Consider the following 18,734-nt stretch of genomic DNA (forward strand, 5'->3'; position numbering starts at 1 on the left):
TCCGATAGCATCATTGTGTGGCGGAAAACAATGATCGATTGCCCGGCATCAGGCCGTTTCGAAAATCTCGATGGCGATATCGGCCGGCCTCGAATTGTCGATGATCCGTTTGCCGTTCGGCAGATCGTTGCCGTAGAGCTTCCATTCGATGCCCGCGGCATCCAGCCCATAATGGACCCAGCGCTGCCGCAGCCGCTCTTCCAGCACCTCATAGGGTGGACCGACGAAGATCGACAGGTCGAACATGCCATCGAGCCGCGACCACGGCGCTTCGTTCAGCAGCAGGTAATTGCCTTCAGCAAGGATGATACGCATTTCCGGCGATACCGGCCGGGCCGACGCAATGGCGATTTCGCGCGACCGGTCGAATACCGGCACGAGAACCTCTTCATCGGCCTTGCGCACCGCTGAAACGATATCGATGAAGGCGCGCACATCGAAGGTCTCCGGCGCGCCTTTGCGCTTCAGCAGGCCGCGCTCTTCGAGAATGCCGTTGTCCATGTGAAAACCGTCCATCGGCAGCACGGCCGATTTTTCGCCACGGCGCGTCAGCTCCTCCTGCAGCGCATCTGCAAGCGTGGACTTGCCGGCCCCCGGGGGGCCGGCGATGGCGACGATGAAGCGGGACGACTTACCCGCCTTCTCGACGATGCTATCCGCGATGGCGGCAAGCGTCATGGTCATGCGACGGCAGCCTCCGGCGGAACCTTGGCCCCTGTCATAAAGGCGACGGCATCCGACATCGTATAGTCCTTCGGATTGATGACGCAGAGGCGTTTGCCAAGCCGGTGGATGTGGATGCGGTCTGCCACCTCGAACACATGCGGCATGTTGTGCGAGATCAGCACGATCGGCAGGCCGCGCTTGCGAACGTCGAGGATCAGCTCCAGAACCTTGCGCGATTCCTTCACCCCAAGGGCCGCCGTCGGCTCATCGAGAATGATGACCTTGGAGCCGAAGGCTGCGGCACGCGCCACCGCGACCCCCTGTCGCTGGCCGCCGGACAGGGTTTCCACCGCCTGATTGATGTTCTGGATCGTCATCAGCCCCAGTTCACTCAATTTGTCGCGGGCGATCTTCTCCATCTTCGGCCGGTCAAGCATCCGGAACAGCGAGCCCATCGGGCCGCTCCTGCGGATTTCGCGACCGAGGAACATGTTGTCGGCGATCGACAGAGCCGGCGACAGCGCAAGGTTCTGATAGACGGTCTCGATGCCAGCGGCGCGCGCCTCCATCGGATTGGAAAAGTGCACGACCTTTCCGTCAAGGCGGATTTCCCCCTCGTCGGGCCGGACGGCGCCTGAGATCGCCTTGATCAGCGAGGATTTTCCCGCACCATTGTCGCCGATCACGGCGAGGATTTCGCCGGGATAGAGATCGAAATCGGACTGATCGAGGGCCGTGACGCGGCCGTAGCGCTTGACGATACCACGTGCGGTGAGAAGGGGTTCCATCAGCCGGCTACCTTTCTGATCCATTGGTCGACCGCGACGGCCGAGATGATGAGGACACCGGTAAGACCGACTTTCCATTGCGGATCGGCACCGAGCATGTTGAGGCCCATCGAGACGACGCCGACGATCAGCGCGCCAAACAAGGTCCCGAGGATGGAACCACGGCCGCCAAACAACGAGATCCCGCCAATCACCGCTGCTGTAATGGCCTGCAGGTTGTAGTCGGTCACCGCCCAGGAGGGCGAGATAGAACCATTGCGGCCGATCGAGACCCAGGCGGCAAGCCCGGCAATCAGACCCGCCAGCGCATAGGTGCCGAGCAGGACGCGGTCGGTGCGGATACCGGAAAGTTTAGCGGCTTCAGGATCGTCACCGACGGCATAAAGGTGCCGCCCCCAGGCGGTGTGATTGAGCGCATACCAGAGTACCAGCACCAGCACGACCATCATGATCACGCCGAGCGTGAACACCGCCGAGCCGAGCTTCAGACTGTACCCGAAGATCCCAAGGAAGGGCGCCGACGCCTCGATATCGGCGCGGCGAATGGTTTCGTTGGCGGAATAGATGTAGTTCGTCGCCGCGAAAATGCTCCATGTTCCAAGCGTGACGATGAACGGCGGCAGCTTCAGCCGGGCAACGAGGAAGCCGTTGATCAGACCGCAAACGCCGGCGACGATAAAGCCGACGAGCACGGCGAGCGGCGCCGGCATGCCATAGGTGACCGCGCAGTTGCCCATCGCAACCGCGGAGAGGACCATAATCACGCCGATCGAGAGATCGATACCGGCAGTCAGGATGACCAGCGTTTGCGCCGCGCCAAGAATACCGACGACGGCGATCTGCTGCAGGATCAAAGTCAGCGTTCCGGCGGTGAAGAACCGCTCGCCCTTGAGGACGCCGAACACGATAATGGATACAATCAGCACGATTGCCGGCACGGCGGCCGGTGTCGAATGCAGGAAATGCTGAACGCGCCGCAGAAGCGAACGATCTTCGAATGAAGCGACTGTTTTGTCGCTCTGATCCAGTGTTTTTTCGAATTCCTGGACGCTTGTCATGACAACGCCTCCCTCCCAAGAGACCGGCCTACCAACCGGTTGTTGAAAAGGGCGGCCATGAAACCGCCCTTCCATATTGATTGTGTGCTCAAAGCCCTAAGGCATCAACCCCAGCACTTGTCCGTGCCAGTCTTGACGTCGATCGACTCGACGCCGGCGGCCGGCTTGTCGGTGACGAGTGCCACGCCCGTATCGAAGAAGTCCTTGCCTTCGGTCGGCTTCGGCTTGGTGCCGTCCTTGGCGTACTGGGCGATCGCTTCGATGCCGAGCGAGGCCATCAGCAGCGGATACTGCTGCGACGTTGCACCGATGACGCCTTCAGCCACCGACTTGACGCCCGGGCAACCGCCGTCGACGGAAACGATCAGAACGTCCTTTTCCTTGCCGACGGCCTTCAGCGCTTCATACGCGCCGACTGCAGCGGGTTCGTTGATCGTGTGGATGACATTGATGTCCGGATCCTTCTGGAGAAGGTTTTCCATGGCGGTTCGGCCGCCTTCTTCGTTGCCGTTGGTCACGTCATGGCCGACGATGCGCGGATCGTCCTCATCGCCAATCTTCGCCGGATCCTTGGGGTCGATGCCGAAGCCGATCATGAAGCCCTGGTCGCGCAGAACGTCGACGGTCGGCTGCGAGGGAACGAGATCGAGGAAGCCGATCTTGGCATCCTTTGCCTTGTCGCCGAGGGTGGCGGCGGCCCAGGCGCCGATCAGCTTGCCGGCCTGCAGGTTGTCCGTTGCGAATGTTGCATCGGCGGAACCGGGCGGATCCAGTGGGGTGTCGAGCGCGATCACGAGAAGGCCGGCATCCTGCGCCTTCTTGACCTGGTCAACGATGGCCTTGGTGTCGGAAGCGGCAATCAGGATACCCTTGGCGCCATCGGCGATGCAGGATTCGATGGCAGCAACCTGACTGTCATGATCGCCATCGACCTTGCCGGCATAGGACTTCAGGTCAACACCCAGTTCCTTGGCCTTGGCTTCGGCGCCTTCCTTCATCTTGACGAAGAAGGGGTTGGTATCGGTCTTGGTAATCAGGCAAGCCGAAACACCGGCGGCCTGGGCAGGGGCTGAAAATACGACGCCAAGCGCCAGCGCGCCGAGAGCGGCGGAAACAATAGTCTTCTTCATGAAATCCTCCCAAGGATTGAAAAATGGAACCGGCGAACCGGTCCGTCAGGCTTCGCCCACCGCAACATCTCCTCTGTGCGGGTGGCGCTTCCGGACACAAAACAAACATCAAAATGAAATGCTGTCAATAAATAAATCAAATTGAATTATTAAAAATCTGTGCCATTCTCTGCGCAGAAAATCGGCATGCGCCTCTCTTGGTTGCAGTGCATGCAAGAAACAAAATAAAGGCGCGATCAGGAGGCCAGTCCGGAACAACCCAGCCCGGATAGGAGGTCACGCTTTAGGGAGGTAACGGGCATGACATCTCAGGCCGGTTCCGGCGGTGCATCGACCGTTCCGGACGTCTTCGACCCCGGCGGCGGCGCAAATCTGACTCGCGTGCGGGCCTACAACGAACGGCTGGTCATGTCGCTGGTGCGCCGCCACGGCAGCCTGTCGAAGGCCGACATTGCCCGGCGTTCCGGCCTTTCGGCACAGACGGTGACGGTCATCATGCGGGCGCTGGAAAAAGACAACCTGTTGATGCGCGGCGAACCCGTGCGCGGCCGTGTCGGCCAGCCCTCGATCCCGATGCGGCTCAATCCGGATGCGGTCTATTCCTACGGCGTCAAGATCGGCCGGCGCAGCTGCGATCTCGTGCTGATGGATTTCGTCGGCAATATCCGCCTGCAGTTACATCAAGCGCATGCCTATCCGATGCCCGGCGACATCCTGTCCTTCATCGTAGAAGGTATCCCCAAACTCGAAAAGATGCTGACTGCGGAGCAACGCGAACGTATCGCGGGCGTCGGCATCGCTACCCCTTTCCAGCTCTGGAGCTGGGCCGAGGAGACCGGCGCACCGCGCGAGGCGATGAACAGCTGGCGCGGTTTTGATCTGCGCGAAGAGGTGGCGGCCCGCACCCATCACCCCGTGCTGATGCAGAACGATGCCACCAGCGCCTGCGGTGCCGAACTGATCTTCGGAGTTGGCTCTTCCTATCCGGATTTCATCTATTTCTATATCGGCTCGTTCATCGGCGGCGGTATCGTCCTGAACTCGGCGCTGTTTTCCGGCCGCACCGGAACGGCAGGCGCCGTCGGCCCGCTGCAGGTTTCCGATAAGAATGGCAAGCCGCAGCAGCTGTTGAAGATCGCTTCGATATACGTGCTCGAAAATCTGCTGCGCGATAAGGGCATAGACCCAAAGCCACTCTGGTATTCCGCTGATGAATGGATCGATTTCGGCGAACCGCTGGAAACTTGGATTCAGCTGACGGCCGCGGCACTGGCGCAGGCCATCGTCTCCTCCGCCTCGATCATCGATTTCGGCGCCGCCGTGATCGACGGAGGCTTTCCCGGCTGGGTACGCGAACGCATCGTCGCGGCAATCCGCAATGCGGCGGGCGAACTCGATCTTGAAGGCGTCATCCTGCCTGACATCATTGAAGGTGCTGTCGGTGCCCAGGCCCGCGCCATTGGTGGCGCCAGCCTGCCGCTGTTCTCCCGTTACCTCATAGATACCAACGTTCTTTTCAAGGAAACACCCTGATGCTGAAAGGTCTGAACCCGCTTTTAAGCCCCGAGCTTTTAAGCACGTTGCGCGCCATGGGCCATGGCGACGAAATCGCATTGGTCGATGGAAATTATCCCGGCATGGAGCATGGCCGCCGGCTGATCCGGCTCGACGGGCATCATCTAATCCCGGTTCTCGACGCCATCCTCAGCGTTCTGCCGATCGACGACTTCGTGCAGGAAGCCATTTTTCGCGCCACCGTGAAACAGGATCGTGATGCACTCGACCCCGTGCATCAGGACATTATCGACTGCTGCGCCAAATACGAACCCGACCGTGCAGTCACACCACTTCTCGGGCCGGAATTCTATCCGAGGGTTCGCGCAGCCCATACCGTCGTCCAGACCAGCGAACCGCGGCTTTACGGCAATGTCATCCTGCGCAAGGGCGTCATCTATCCTTGACGATTATCCAGACACGAAAAAGCCCGCCGATTTTCCCAATCGGCGGGCTTTTTTTATTCAGCTATTCAGCAATCAGGCGCGCTTGGCATCGACCGAAAGGGAACCGGCACCGAAGGTGGCGACGAACAGGAAGCCGCCAGCCATGGCCAGGTTCTTCATGAAGTGGATGTCGTTGCCGGCAACCGAGAAGTCACCATGGCCGATGAACGCCGTGGCAACGCAGAAGAGCGCCAGGATGTAAGCTGCCGGGCGGGTGAAGAGGCCAACGAGAATGGCAAGACCACCGAGCAGTTCGACGGCGGTGACGAGGATGGCCGTGACCATCGGGAGCGGCAGGTTCATGCTGCCGAAATAGCCGGCAGTGCCGCCGAGTGCGGTGAGCTTGCCGTAGCCGGCGATAATGAAGAGGATCGACAGAAGGATACGTGCGACGAGGAGGACTGCATTCTGCGGCATTGGAAGAGACTCCGGTTGGGTTCTTTGTTGGCGACAGATTTATCAGCAATTCCCAATTCATCCAGCCCATGCGCCGGAGACAGATCGTTCACAATAAGTAGACGCCTTGCGCAGATCGTCAACCGAGCAAACGGTCACGTGTAATGAACATCGTTGTGACAGCGAAACCACCATGGCAGCGCCAGCATATCCCGGGCATTACCGCATCCTGAGTGTTTTTTGTTGCAACGCCTTAAAGACTGCGAGAAGAATTTCGGCGGGGCAGCAATGAAATTTGCGGATGGGGAAGCAAATGAGCGAGATCAACAAGAGTCCAGCCTTCTGGCGTTCCTTTCCGATTTTCGAGGAATTCGACAAGGAGACGATTTCTGCGATCGCAGCACTTGCGACCTATCGCAAATGGACGCCGGGAACGGTGATTTTCCAGCGCGGCGATGAGGGTAATTACATGATTGCCGTCCTGTCCGGCCGCATCAAGCTGTCGCTGATCACGCCACAGGGCCGCGAATTGCTGCTTCGCCATATCGAGGCTGGAGCGCTTTTCGGCGAAATGGCCATTCTCGATAACCAGCCGCGTTCCGCCGATGCAACGGCGATCACGGCGACTGAAGGCTATGTCATCAGCAAGAAAGCCTTCCTCGACTTCATCACCCACACGCCGAATGCAGCGGAATCGATCATCCGTTATCTCTGCTCGCAGCTGCGCGACACGACAGACCGGCTGGAGACGATCGCGCTTTACGACCTGCACGCTCGCGTCGCGCGTTTTTTCCTCGCCACACTGAAACAGATCCACGGAACCGACCTGCCCGAAAGCGCAAATCTCCGCATCACGCTCAGCCAGTCCGACATTGCTGGAATACTCGGCGCCAGCCGCCCCAAGGTGAACCGGGCCATTCTGGCGCTGGAGGAAAGCGCCGCGATCAAGCGGGTCGACGGCGTCATCACCTGCCACATCGGCCGCCTGCAGAAGATCGCGGAACCGGAGGAGGAATAACCCTTTGAAAAGTTTCCGCCTGGCCCGAATCCGGCCGCTTTTTGCGGGGGCGGCTGCGAGCCTTTTCAGCGCATTGCTGCTGTTCTTCTATGGTGGGCCTGCGCTTGAGACACAGCGGGAACAGTTTTTCGATTCCCTCACCCAATGGGTTCCGGCGCCCCAATCGGCAGAAATCGTCGTCATCGACGTCGATCGCAAATCGATGCAGCAGTTGCAGGACAAGACCTGGGGCCGGAGCGAAATGGCCGGTCTCTTGTCGAAATTATCAAAGGCGGGCGCCAGGGCTGTCGCCCTCGATTTCATCTTCAGTACGGCCTGCGATCCGGCGGAACCATCCAACATTGCCCTGACGCAGGCGATTTCCGGCGTGCCCGTCATTCTCGGCTTCCTGATCGCCGATGGGGGACCGGAGCATCCGGCCCCCGTGCCGCCGGTTGCGGTCCGCAAGCCGGTCACCATTCCCGATCTCTGGTTCATCAATGGCGCGGAAGCATCCTGCAGCTTCCTGCAAACGGCGTCGCACTCGGCAGCAGCGGCGTTTCTGGTGGGCGACGAGGATGCCCGTATCCGCCGGGTCCAGGCTTTCTCGATTATCGGCAATGACGCCTATCCGGCGCTGGGGCTGGAAGCCGCGCGGTTGGCCGCAGGCGGCCGCACGCCAATTCTGGGCGGGCAACCCGCCTGGCTGAAGCTTGAGAGCCGGTTGATCGAGCTGGACGAGGATGGCAGCCTGCGTTTTGCCGCCAGCCCGATTGGCGCCATCGAGGCGCGCACGGTGTCGGCGGGCGATGTGCTGAGCGGCGCGGTTGCCGAGGGACGTTTCAAGGACAAGACGGTGCTGATCGGCAGCAGCCTGCCCAATCTCGGCGGACTGCGCTCCACCGCCTCGATGCCGCTTGAGCCATCGGTGCAAATCCATGCCGACATCGCCAATGCCGTGCTTACCGGCTTCATTCCCGAGAGACAGGCAAGACTGCCCCTGTTCGAAGCGGCGCTGGCCCTGATCGGCGGGCTTTTGGTGGCTTTTGTCGCCACGCGCCTGCGGCCGGTCACCGCCGTTGCCCTCGGGCTTCTGGCCATCTCCGCCACGATCGCCGCGGCCACCGCGATCTATGCCGGCTCCGCTCTCCTGGTCGATGCCGTCGGCATCAGCCTTGCTCTGATCTTCGTACTTGCCGTGACCAGCACGCTGCAATTCGCCCGTGTGCGGCGGGCGGAATCCGCGGCGCGCAGCAAATTCTCGCAATACCTGCCGCAATCCGTCGTCGCGCGATATATCGATAACCCGGATGACGACCGCGTGGCGGGAGAAGAACGCCCGGTCACTGCCCTGTTTACCGATATCGAGGGCTTTTCCACACTATCCCAGAAGCTTCCGCCACGCGATCTCGTCACCCTGCTCGACATCTACTACGCTGAGGTCAACGGTCTCGTCGCACAGTATGGCGGCATGGTCGACAAGGTGGTTGGCGACGCGGTGCATGCCTTCTTCAATGCGCCGGAGGATCTGGATGACCACGTCAACAAGGCGATCGACTGTGCCGAGGCAATCCGGGCTCTGACGGAGGAAATGCGGCAGCGTCCGGGTTTTGCCGAACACCAGTTCGGCCGCACCCGCATCGGCATCGAAACGGGGATCGCCGTGCTCGGCGAAGTCGGCGCCGGTGGCAAGCTCGACTATACCGCGCATGGCGACTGCATCAACCTTGCTGCCCGGCTTCAGGAAGCCAACAAATTTCTCGGCACCGCCATCTGCATCGGCCCGGAAGCCGCCGTCCAGAGCGGCCGCACACTGCGCTCGGTCGGCATGCACGAAATCCGGGGCTTTGGCGAAATGGAGCTGTTCACCAGTCAAGCCTGAACAGGCTTGGAGCGCTTCTGTCTAACGATGGGCCGCTCTAACGTTTCAGACCGGCGCTGGCATAAGCCTCGACGATCCGGGCTTCCTTCCATTTCACAGTCTCGTTCGGCGCTTCGCCCGGCTTTGCAATCTCGATGCCTTCACCGGCACCAACCAGCCGCTGGACTCCGCCGGCATCCACAGACACTTGGCCGTGTTCGACGAAGACGGCAAAGACACCGCGATTGGGGCCAGCAAAAAACTTCGTGCCCCGCACGCCGATCATGCCGAACGTGGTGCGCAGCGCCAGATCGATCTTCGGCAGGCCCTCCGGCCGGTCAAAAACCATCTGCCCCATCCCGAGCTCCATCGTCCCCCCCTGGCCGGCAATGAAGCTGTCGAGCAGCAGCTCCGTCTTGCTGCCCAAAAGGATGCGCGTGTCACCGACCAGCGCCAGATCGGCAAAACTGTCGCTGCCGGTCGCCACAAAATCATTGTCCATGATCTGCGCGCCCGTTGCCAGCCCTTCCTGCTTTTCCGCCCGCTTGAGATTGACCTTGCCGCGCACGTCAGATGCCTTGCCGATCACCGTACTTGCCTGGGTCGGTATGGCCGCAAGACCACCGGCGACCAGCGCACAGCCGGCGATGAATGTCCGCCGCCCGATAAGGCCTTGCCGCAGCAGTTGAATGTCTGGCGTCATTGTCCTTGCTCCTTGTTCACATAACCCGGTTTTCGGCGAGCGATCCATATCGGCGGGGTGGGAAATCCCGCTTCCGTCTGGATGCCGCTTTTCCCGGCCTGTCCTGATCCTCCTCTCCGGCTGCACCACGGACTGTTTCCCAAGGAACAGCCGCAGACCGGCGTGCGCCATAGGGTGACACAAACGCCAAGGAGAACGCCATGAAAAACGGACCCAGCAAGCGCATTTCAGCCATCAACGCGATCCTGCTTACCGCCGTCAGTCTGCTTTCAGTCGCCGCGATCGCCATTCCTTCCGCTCGCGCTGCCTCGGCGCTGCTGCCGGCAGACCAGTGCGATGCGGAAGCAGGCAGTGAACACGATCTGCAACGCAACCTCGCCTTTCGCCCCGTCGCGACCGAGGACATCCGCATCGGCATTGCCCTTTCGGCTTGCCGCGAGGCTTACAACCAGGGCAGCGGCCCCCGGCAGACCTTTGAGCTTGCCCGCGTGCTCCATGCTGCCGGCCAACGCGGGCAAGCCATGGCGATGCTGGAAAAGGCGGCGGAGGGCAACCATGCGGTCGCGATGGTGAATTATGCCGTGATGCTCGGTGAACGTGGTGACCATGCAGCGGAGTTTGCGCTCTACCAGAAGGCTGCCGCTACCGGCAATATTCTCGCCGCCTACAATCTCGGCGTTGCCTATCGCGACGGCATCGGCACGTCGGCCAACGGTGAACTTGCAGCGCAATGGTTCGAGCGGGCATCGGCCGCCAAGGATAATCTGGGCGCCTTCAATCTCGCCGTCATGCTGGATGAGGGCACGCAGATTCCGGAAGATAACCACAAGGCCGCACAATTTTACAAACTCGCCGCCGATCGCGGCAATGTCGATGCGATGGTCAATCTCGGGCTGATGCTGGAGAACGGCGAAGGCATGCCCGTCGATCGCGCTGCCGCAACTGCAATGTTCAGCCAGGCCGCCGAAATGGGTGACGTGTTCGCGCAAGGCAAGATCATTCAGCCGGCAATCGCCATCGCCGCCGCGACCGGCATCGAGCCGAACGAACAGGCAAGCCTGACTGTACCAAAGGCGGGCCGGGTAAAGTGAAAAGCCAGAACTGCGGCGCGGCACCGTTTTCCCCGGATACAGACCGGCCGCGAAATTGATCTATCCGCTGACGGTTACCACGCCCGCGGATTTTTCACATCGATAGTCCGCCTTGATGAGTACGGCGTGCCTTACCAAGGGCGTGGCCTGGGATGTGGTTTGAAACCGGCCCCTCTGATCGAATCCTCCCAATTATGTTGCTTGACGTGCGCCGCATCCAGCGACAGCGTGAATCTATTAATTAGAGTTTTCTTTTTTAATCGGATTTCCGCGAAATGACGAAGCTCATTATCTTCACCGACCTGCATATGGTGCCCGTGGGGCAGTCCATCATTGGCCTCGATCCGTTCAAACGGCTCGCCGCCGGTATCGACCACGTCAACCGTTACCACGCCGATGCGGACAGGATCATTGTCATGGGCGATCTGGCCCACCGGGCCGATCAGCCCTCCTACGAGCGGCTGAAAGGTCTGCTGGACCAGCTGATCCCGCCGCTTGCCATCACCATAGGCAATCATGACAACCGCGAAACCTTTCGCGATGTCTTTCCAGACGTTGCGACAGACGACGACGGTTTCGTCCAGCAAGTCATCGATTTTCCCGATTGCCGCGCCGTGATCCTCGATACGCTGTTTGCACCGCCTTACGACTACCCGCGCAGCCATGCCGGTTTCCTCTGCACCAAGCGGCTTGCCTGGCTCGACCGCCAACTGGAGACCGCAGGCGACTTGCCGGTGCTGTTGTTCATGCACCATCCGCCGCACGCCACCGGCTTTACCGGCATGGACCTGATGCGGCTGATCAATGAGGTGGATTTCTACGACGTCGTCAAACGCCGGGGCAATGTGCTGCACATTTTCGCTGGCCATGTGCACCGGACGATTTCGGGCTCCAGTCGCGGCATTCCGTTTTCGGTGTTCAAGAGCCCAGTCCACCAGCAGCCGATGCCCTTTGATGCGCCTGACCCTTCGCTCTCCGTCGACGAACCCGCCGCCTATGGCATCGCTGTGATGACCGACACCGGCATTCTGGTGCATACGGAAGACTATGAGATCGCGATCAGGGAAGCGGCGGTGGCGTGATGGGTCAGGCCCCTCCCCCTCGTGGGGAGGGGTTGGGGAGGGGACTTTCTGTTTATAAAAGAGCCCCTCCCCTCCGCTTCGCTACGACCCTCCCCACAAGGGGGAGGGTTAACCCGTGTATGACGCCACCCCATTCCGTTCCCGCATGATTTCAGCTACCCTACCCGCATGACCCTTGCCGTTCCCACCGATGATTTCGACTGCCAGAGTTGCGGCGCGTGCTGCAGCTATTCCGAAGACTGGCCACGGTTTTCACTTGAGACTGACGAGGAACTGGACCGTATCCCGGCAGAATATGTGTCAGCCGATCTTGGCGGCATGCGCTGCGAGGACAATCGCTGTTCGGCGCTCGACGGAAAGCTGGGCGTTCATGTCGGTTGCAAGATCTATGCCGTGCGCCCGATTGTCTGCCGAACCTGCATGCCGGGCGATGACGAATGCCTGATGGCTCGCCATAAACTATCCCAGAAAGTGCTTCTCTGACACCGGATCATCCGGCTCAATCTGGATACGGCCGCAGAGTGTACGGTCTTGACAATCATAATCGGTGAAACATCCGCCGTAAATCTCATTTTCCCGGATAGCTATCCGGAGCCGTCTACCCTATTTTGCGCCCATGAATTCCGGGCCACACTGCGTGTGCCTGACAGCTTCGAACAGGGACGATCTGATGAGCCAGCCGCTGCCGCAAAACACTTCTAATAGCCCGACCGCTCCCTTTGCCGATTTCGCCCCGCCGATTGCCGAACAGACCGCCTTGCGTCAGGCAATCACCGCCGCCTATCGCCGCCCCGAGACCGAATGCCTGCCGCCGCTGGTGGCGGCCGCGACGCTTCCCGATGATGTTCGCGCCCGCGCCAGGACGACGGCCCGCAAACTGATCACCGCCCTGCGCGCCAAGCACAAAGGCTCCGGTGTCGAGGGTCTGGTGCATGAATACTCGCTGTCGAGCCAGGAAGGCGTGGCCCTGATGTGCCTGGCCGAAGCCCTGCTGCGCATTCCCGACACCGCAACCCGCGATGCGCTGATCCGCGACAAGATCGCCGACGGCGACTGGCGCTCGCATATCGGCGGCGGCCGCTCCCTGTTCGTCAACGCTGCCACCTGGGGTCTCGTCGTCACTGGCAAGCTGACCTCGACCGTCAACGATCGCAGCCTGTCGGCCGCGCTCACCCGCCTGATCGCACGCGCTGGCGAGCCGGTGATCCGCCGTGGCGTCGATATGGCGATGCGGATGATGGGCGAGCAGTTCGTCACCGGTGAAACCATCGACGAGGCGCTGAAGCGCTCGCGGCCGTTGGAAGCCCGCGGCTTCCGTTATTCTTACGACATGCTGGGAGAGGCCGCGACGACAGCCGCCGACGCCACGCGCTATTATGCCGACTACGAAAACGCCATCCACGCCATCGGCAAGGCGTCCGCCGGCCGCGGCATCTATGAAGGCCCGGGCATCTCGATCAAGCTGTCGGCCCTGCATCCGCGCTACGTCCGCGCCCAGTCGGCCCGTGTCATGGGCGAACTGCTGCCAAAGGTGAAGGCGCTGGCGCTGATCGCCAAGAGCTACGATATTGGCCTCAACATCGATGCCGAGGAAGCAGACCGGCTGGAACTGTCGCTGGATCTTCTGGAATCACTGCGCCTCGACCCGGCCCTGTCCGGCTGGAACGGCGTCGGCTTCGTCGTCCAGGCCTATGGCAAGCGCTGCCCGTTCGTGCTCGATTTCATCATCGATCTCGCCCGCCGTTCCGGCCACCGGATGATGGTACGCCTCGTCAAGGGCGCCTATTGGGATGCCGAGATCAAGCGCGCGCAGATCGACGGTCTCGAAGGTTTCCCGGTCTATACCCGCAAGATTTACACCGACATCTCCTACATTGCCTGCGCCAGCAAGCTGCTTGCCGCCAAGGACGTCATCTTCCCGCAATTTGCCACCCACAATGCGCAGTCTCTGGCAACGATCTATGAGATGGCCGGGCCTGACTTCAAGGTTGGCGATTATGAATTCCAGTGCCTGCACGGCATGGGCGAGCCGCTTTACGACGAAGTGGTCGGCAAGGCCAATCTCGACCGCCCGGCCCGCATCTACGCACCAGTCGGCACGCATGAGACGCTACTTGCCTACCTTGTCCGCCGCCTGCTCGAAAACGGCGCCAACTCCTCCTTCGTCAACCGCATCGCCGATCCGGCCGTCTCGATCGACGACTTGATCGCCGATCCGGTCGATACCGTCCGCGCCATGCCGGTGATGGGTGCCCAGCATGATCAGATCAAGGCGCCGGTCGATCTCTACGCCGGGCGAGCGAATTCCGCCGGTCTCGATCTTTCCAACGAGACATCGCTGTCGATGCTCTCGGAAGCGTTGAAGGCAAGTGCCGCGACGGACTGGAAGGCTGCGCCACATCTCTGCGCCGAAACCCTGCGCGGCGAGAGCCGCCCGGTCCTCAATCCCGGCGATCACCGCGATATCGTCGGCTCCGTGATCGAAACGGCCGAGGATGACGCGCGCCGTGCCGTCGAGATCGCCCGCGCCGAAGGTGCCAAGTGGAGCGCCGTTTCGCCCAGCGAGCGCGCCCAATGCCTGGTGCGCGCCGCCGACCTGATGCAGGACCGCATGCCCGCACTCCTCGGCCTGATCGTCCGCGAGGCCGGCAAGTCGCTGCCCAACGCCATCGCCGAGGTCCGCGAAGCCATCGACTTCCTGCGCTATTATGCCGAACAGGCAACTCGCACGCTCGGCCCGGCGCATCAGGCGCTCGGCCCGATCGTCTGCATCAGCCCCTGGAACTTCCCGCTGGCCATCTTTGCCGGCCAGATCGCCGCAGCGCTGGTCGCGGGCAACCCCGTGCTGGCCAAGCCCGCCGAAGAAACGCCGCTGATCGCTGCAGAAGGTGTTCGCATCCTGCATGAGGCAGGCATCCCGGCCGAAGCGCTGCAATTGCTTCCGGGCGACGGCCGTGTCGGGGCTGCCCTCGTCGGCGCGCCCCACATTGCAGGCGTGATGTTCACCGGCTCGACCGAAGTCGCCCGGCTGATCCAGGCGCAGCTTGCCGACCGGCTGTCGGCCTCCGGTAAGCCGATCCCGCTGATTGCCGAAACCGGCGGCCAGAACGCCATGATCGTCGATTCCTCAGCACTTGCCGAACAGGTTGTCGGCGACGTCATTGCATCCGCCTTCGACAGTGCCGGCCAGCGCTGCTCGGCGCTGCGCGTGCTGTGCCTGCAGGACGATGTTGCCGATCGCGTGCTGACCATGCTGAAAGGCGCCCTGCACGAACTCGATATCGGCCGCACCGACCGCCTCGCCGTCGATGTCGGCCCGGTGATCACCGGGGAAGCCAAGGGCATCATCGAAAAGCATATCGCCGCCATGCGCGGTATCGGCGCCAAGGTCGAGCAGATCGCGCTGTCGCCAGCCACGGCGCAAGGCACATTCGTGCCGCCGACGATCATCGAGCTGAAGCAGCTTTCCGAGCTGAAGCGTGAAGTCTTCGGTCCGGTGCTGCACGTGCTGCGCTATGAGCGCGACGATCTCGACCGGCTGATCGACGATATCAACGCCACCGGTTATGGCCTGACCTTCGGCCTGCATACGCGCCTCGACGAGACGATTGCCCATGTCACCTCCCGCGTGAAGGCCGGCAATCTCTACGTCAACCGCAACATCATCGGCGCCGTTGTCGGCGTGCAGCCCTTTGGCGGACGTGGCCTGTCCGGCACCGGCCCGAAGGCCGGCGGCCCGCTCTATCTCGGCCGCCTCGTCACCACGCCGCCGGTTCCGCCGCAGCATAGCTCGGTTCACACCGATCCGGTCCTGCTCGATTTTGCCAAGTGGCTGGACAGCAAGGGCCTGAAGACACAAGCGCAGGACGCCCGCGAAACCGGCAGCCAATCGGCACTTGGCCTGACGACCGAGCTTGCGGGACCGGTTGGCGAGCGCAATCTCTATGCGCTGCATCCGCGTGGCCGTATCCTGCTCGTGCCGGAAACAGCCGATGGCCTTTACCGCCAGCTGGCCGCAGTGTTCGCCACCGGCAACGCCGCCGTCGTCGATACCGCTTCCGGCCTCAAGGAAGCGCTCGCTTCACTGCCCGCCACCGCCGCCGCCCGGGTTTCCTTCACCGCTGACTGGCGGATGGATGTGCCTTTTGCCGGTGCATTGATCGAAGGCGAAGCGGAGCGCATCCGAACGGTCAACAAGAAGATCGCAGCACTTCCCGGCCCTCTGGTCCTGGTTCAGGCAGCCTCGACGGCCGAGCTTGCCAAAAACCCGGACGCCTATTGCCTCAACTGGCTGCTCGAAGAAGTCTCCACCAGCGTCAACACGGCGGCGGCTGGCGGCAATGCCAGCCTGATGTCGATCGGCTGATAGGACGCTTCTTTCCCAGCCCATCCTGGTCTTGACCGGGATGGGCAGAAACCTTTCTCGCCTGTTGGCATCAAGGCTCTCGATGCGCTATCACCGCGCAAACGGAACCGGCGAATGTTTACGCTTCAGCGCATCGAGACCCAGACACAGGAAATCAAGAAAAGCCGTTTCCTGGCAATCTGCGGGCCTGTGGGCAACGAAGAAGAAGCCCGCGACTTCATCACCCGGCATTCGGACCTGACGGCCAGCCACAATTGCTGGGCCTATCGCATCGGCCAGACCTATCGCTTCAGCGACGATGGCGAACCCAGCGGAACGGCGGGAAAACCGATCCTCCAGGCAATCGACGGTCAATCGCTGGATCACGTCGCCGCCGTCGTCACCCGCTGGTTCGGCGGCACGTTGCTCGGCAGCGGCGGGCTGATGCGCGCCTATGGCGGCACGGCGGCGATGTGCCTGCGGGCGGCGGAGAAAACCGAAGTCATCGAAACCGTGACGGGCAGCGCGGTCTGCGACTTTTCCGATCTCGCTCTCATCAAGGCGCGGCTTACCGCGCTTGGCATCACGATCAGCGCCGAAGCCTTTACCGGCACTGGAGCGGAACTGTCGTTGCAAATTCCCAGGGATACGGCCGAGACCGCTTCCGCCATCATCCTCGACCTCAGCCGTGGCCGCACGTTTCTGAAGCTCGGCGACTGAGATTTTTGCCCGTGCCCCGGCTTGACCGGCGCGATCCCCGCCTATCTTTTTCCGCAACCGCATCGATTTTGCATTTCGGGCGTTTAACGATACCCATCAGGATACGCCCATGCGCACGGACCAATGGCTTTCTCTCCTTGTCATCGCCCTGATGATGGCCGCATTCCTATGGGGGCGTTACAGGTACGATATCGTCGCTGCCGGATCGCTGCTGGTGGCCGTTGCCATTGGGATTGTCCCGGTCACGGAAGCATTCTCCGGCTTTTCGGATGACATCGTCATCATCGTTGCCAGTGCGCTGGTGGTTAGCGCCGCCATATCCCGATCCGGCATCATGGAAATCGCGCTGCGCCGCTTCTCGCCCGAACGGCGCGGCCCGCGGGTCCAGTTACTCATTCTGGTCGCGGTCGTGGCTGTTCTCTCCGCTTTCATCAAGAATATCGGTGCTTTGGCCATCATGATCCCCGTTGCGTTCCAGATGGCGCGGAAGTCGCGGGTTTCGCCATCGCTGTTCCTGATGCCCATGGCTTTTGCCTCACTGCTGGGTGGGCTGATGACACAGATCGGCACCTCGCCGAACATCATCGTTTCGCGGGTGCGCGAGGAAATCACCGGCACGCCGTTCACGATGTTCGACTATACGCCGGTCGGAGCCGCCCTTACGCTGGCCGGCATTGCTTTCCTCGCGGTCTTCTACAAGCTCCTGCCGGAACGAGTGAAAGAACAGGCTTCGCTCGACGAAGCGCTCCGGATCAAGAACTACACCACCGAAGCGCGCGTCACTGCGCAATCATCGGCAACCGGACAATCCATCAGCTGGCTGCAGAAGCCGGCGCAGGGCGACGCCATGGTGACGGCCATCATCAGCAATGGCGACAGGAAGCGCTCGCCGCTGCCGGACACTGTGCTCAAGGAAAGCGACCTGCTCATCATCGAAGGCGAACAAGCCGCACTCGACCGCATCGTCAAGGAAGGCAAGCTCCAGCTCTCCGATCGCAAGCATGAAAAGGATACGATCAAGGACGTCGGCTCCGTCGAGGCTGTTGTCGGCGAACATTCGCAATTGATCGGGCTCAGCGCCAAGGATGTGTCGCTGTTTGAAAACACCGGTCTCAACCTTCTGGCCGTCAGCCGCCGCGACAAGCGCTTCACCGAACGCCTGGGTGAAATCAAGATCCGCAACGGCGATGTGCTGGTGCTTCAAGGCGACCTTCGCCGCCTGCCGGACCTTTTGCGCGAATGGGGCTGCCTGCCGCTGGTGGAGCGCGACCTGAAGCTTGGAAGCGTACGTAACAGCATCGTTCCACTGCTGATCCTGATCGTCACGATGGGCGCAACAGCCTTTGGCGGCGTTCCCGTCGCCCACGCTTTTTTCGCTGCCGCATTTTTGATGGTGGTGTCCGGTTCACTGCCATTGAAAGACGTCTACGAACATCTGGACGCGCCGATCCTGATCATGCTCGCCGCCTTGATCCCGATCAGTGATTCCCTCAGAACCACCGGGACGACAGATATCATCGCCAGCCTTCTGTCCAAACTCGCTGCCATGCTGCCGCCCTCCGGTGCCCTGGCGCTCATTCTGGTGGCCGCCATGGCTGTGACACCATTCCTCAACAATGCGGCAACGGTGCTGGTCATGGCGCCTATTGCCGCGACCTTTGCGGAAAATCTCGGTTTCCGGCCGGATGCGTTCCTGATGGCGGTGGCGATCGGCGCCGGTTGTGATTTTCTCACCCCTATCGGACACCAGTGCAACACGCTGGTCATGGGACCCGGCGGCTATCGTTTCGGAGACTATGCCCGCCTTGGGCTGCCGCTGTCGGCCATCGTGCTGGTCGTCAGCATTCCGATGCTGTTGCTGGTCTGGCCAATATAGATGCGGAAGACCGGAACCGGC

At 61.4% G+C, this 18,734-nt stretch carries 16 protein-coding genes; 10 read left to right on the forward strand and 6 right to left on the reverse strand.

From position 1 onward, the window contains the following. Positions 1-48: 48 nt before the first annotated feature. From ACSQ3J_RS06275 to ACSQ3J_RS06290, 4 genes are all read right to left on the reverse strand, one after another. Complete coding sequence (locus ACSQ3J_RS06275) at positions 49-684, reverse strand: nucleoside triphosphate hydrolase (protein ID WP_060500686.1); 636 nt, start codon at positions 682-684, stop codon at positions 49-51. Next, positions 681-1,478, reverse strand: a complete 798-nt coding sequence (locus ACSQ3J_RS06280) for an ATP-binding cassette domain-containing protein (protein WP_082511891.1) — start codon at positions 1,476-1,478, stop codon at positions 681-683. Before ACSQ3J_RS06280 ends, ACSQ3J_RS06275 begins: the two co-directional genes overlap by 4 nt. After that, positions 1,454-2,512 carry an ABC transporter permease gene (locus ACSQ3J_RS06285; protein WP_060500690.1) on the reverse strand — a complete coding sequence of 353 codons (1,059 nt, stop codon included), beginning with the start codon at positions 2,510-2,512 and terminating at the stop codon, positions 1,454-1,456. Before ACSQ3J_RS06285 ends, ACSQ3J_RS06280 begins: the two co-directional genes overlap by 25 nt. A 104-nt stretch (positions 2,513-2,616) precedes the next feature. After that, entirely contained in the window at positions 2,617-3,642 is a 1,026-nt protein-coding gene (locus ACSQ3J_RS06290) for a sugar ABC transporter substrate-binding protein (RefSeq protein ID WP_060500692.1), read from the reverse strand. 300 nt (positions 3,643-3,942) lie between these two features. On the opposite strand from ACSQ3J_RS06290, the gene ACSQ3J_RS06295 reads away from it, so the two are divergent. Both ACSQ3J_RS06295 and ACSQ3J_RS06300 read left to right on the forward strand, forming a co-directional pair. After that, positions 3,943-5,175, forward strand: coding sequence for an ROK family transcriptional regulator (locus tag ACSQ3J_RS06295; RefSeq protein WP_060500693.1), 1,233 nt, complete (start codon positions 3,943-3,945; stop codon positions 5,173-5,175). Next, on the forward strand, positions 5,175-5,603 hold the full coding sequence (locus ACSQ3J_RS06300) for an RbsD/FucU family protein (protein WP_060500695.1): 429 nt from the start codon (positions 5,175-5,177) through the stop codon (positions 5,601-5,603). Before ACSQ3J_RS06295 ends, ACSQ3J_RS06300 begins: the two co-directional genes overlap by 1 nt. A gap of 72 nt (positions 5,604-5,675) precedes the next feature. On the opposite strand, the gene ACSQ3J_RS06305 is transcribed toward ACSQ3J_RS06300, so the two are convergent. Continuing rightward, positions 5,676-6,059, reverse strand: a complete 384-nt coding sequence (locus tag ACSQ3J_RS06305) for a DoxX family protein (RefSeq protein WP_060500697.1) — start codon at positions 6,057-6,059, stop codon at positions 5,676-5,678. A gap of 292 nt (positions 6,060-6,351) precedes the next feature. On the opposite strand from ACSQ3J_RS06305, the gene ACSQ3J_RS06310 reads away from it, so the two are divergent. Next, positions 6,352-7,056 (forward strand): Crp/Fnr family transcriptional regulator, encoded by a 705-nt coding sequence (locus ACSQ3J_RS06310; protein ID WP_060500700.1) that lies wholly within the window; start codon positions 6,352-6,354, stop codon positions 7,054-7,056. Positions 7,057-7,060: 4 nt separating this feature from the next. Further along, a complete protein-coding gene (locus ACSQ3J_RS06315) occupies positions 7,061-8,917 on the forward strand; it encodes a CHASE2 domain-containing protein (protein ID WP_060500702.1) in 1,857 nt (618 codons plus the stop codon). 37 nt (positions 8,918-8,954) lie between these two features. On the opposite strand, the gene ACSQ3J_RS06320 is transcribed toward ACSQ3J_RS06315, so the two are convergent. After that, on the reverse strand, positions 8,955-9,578 hold the full coding sequence (locus ACSQ3J_RS06320; protein ID WP_060501376.1) for a FecR family protein: 624 nt from the start codon (positions 9,576-9,578) through the stop codon (positions 8,955-8,957). Positions 9,579-9,799: 221 nt separating this feature from the next. Between ACSQ3J_RS06320 and ACSQ3J_RS06325 the strand changes: the two genes are divergently transcribed. The 6 genes from ACSQ3J_RS06325 to ACSQ3J_RS06350 all read left to right on the forward strand — a co-directional run bounded on the left by ACSQ3J_RS06325 (position 9,800) and on the right by ACSQ3J_RS06350 (position 18,713). After that, the gene (locus ACSQ3J_RS06325) at positions 9,800-10,690 is read left to right on the forward strand and encodes a tetratricopeptide repeat protein (RefSeq protein WP_082511893.1); all 891 of its coding nucleotides are present in this window, start codon (positions 9,800-9,802) and stop codon (positions 10,688-10,690) included. 275 nt (positions 10,691-10,965) lie between these two features. Then, a complete protein-coding gene (gene spdA, locus ACSQ3J_RS06330) occupies positions 10,966-11,772 on the forward strand; it encodes a 2', 3'cyclic nucleotide phosphodiesterase SpdA (protein WP_060500704.1) in 807 nt (268 codons plus the stop codon). Positions 11,773-11,940: 168 nt separating this feature from the next. Then, entirely contained in the window at positions 11,941-12,255 is a 315-nt protein-coding gene (locus ACSQ3J_RS06335; protein WP_037204632.1) for a YkgJ family cysteine cluster protein, read from the forward strand. Between the two features lie 187 nt (positions 12,256-12,442). After that, a complete protein-coding gene (putA, locus tag ACSQ3J_RS06340; RefSeq protein ID WP_060500706.1) occupies positions 12,443-16,138 on the forward strand; it encodes a trifunctional transcriptional regulator/proline dehydrogenase/L-glutamate gamma-semialdehyde dehydrogenase in 3,696 nt (1,231 codons plus the stop codon). 114 nt (positions 16,139-16,252) lie between these two features. After that, complete coding sequence (locus ACSQ3J_RS06345; RefSeq protein WP_060500709.1) at positions 16,253-16,837, forward strand: IMPACT family protein; 585 nt, start codon at positions 16,253-16,255, stop codon at positions 16,835-16,837. 109 nt (positions 16,838-16,946) lie between these two features. Continuing rightward, entirely contained in the window at positions 16,947-18,713 is a 1,767-nt protein-coding gene (locus tag ACSQ3J_RS06350; RefSeq protein ID WP_436038897.1) for an SLC13 family permease, read from the forward strand. Positions 18,714-18,734: the final 21 nt, after the last annotated feature.

This window comes from Rhizobium sp. LjRoot98 (genome assembly GCF_964252935.1).
Lineage (GTDB): Bacteria > Pseudomonadota > Alphaproteobacteria > Rhizobiales > Rhizobiaceae > Pararhizobium.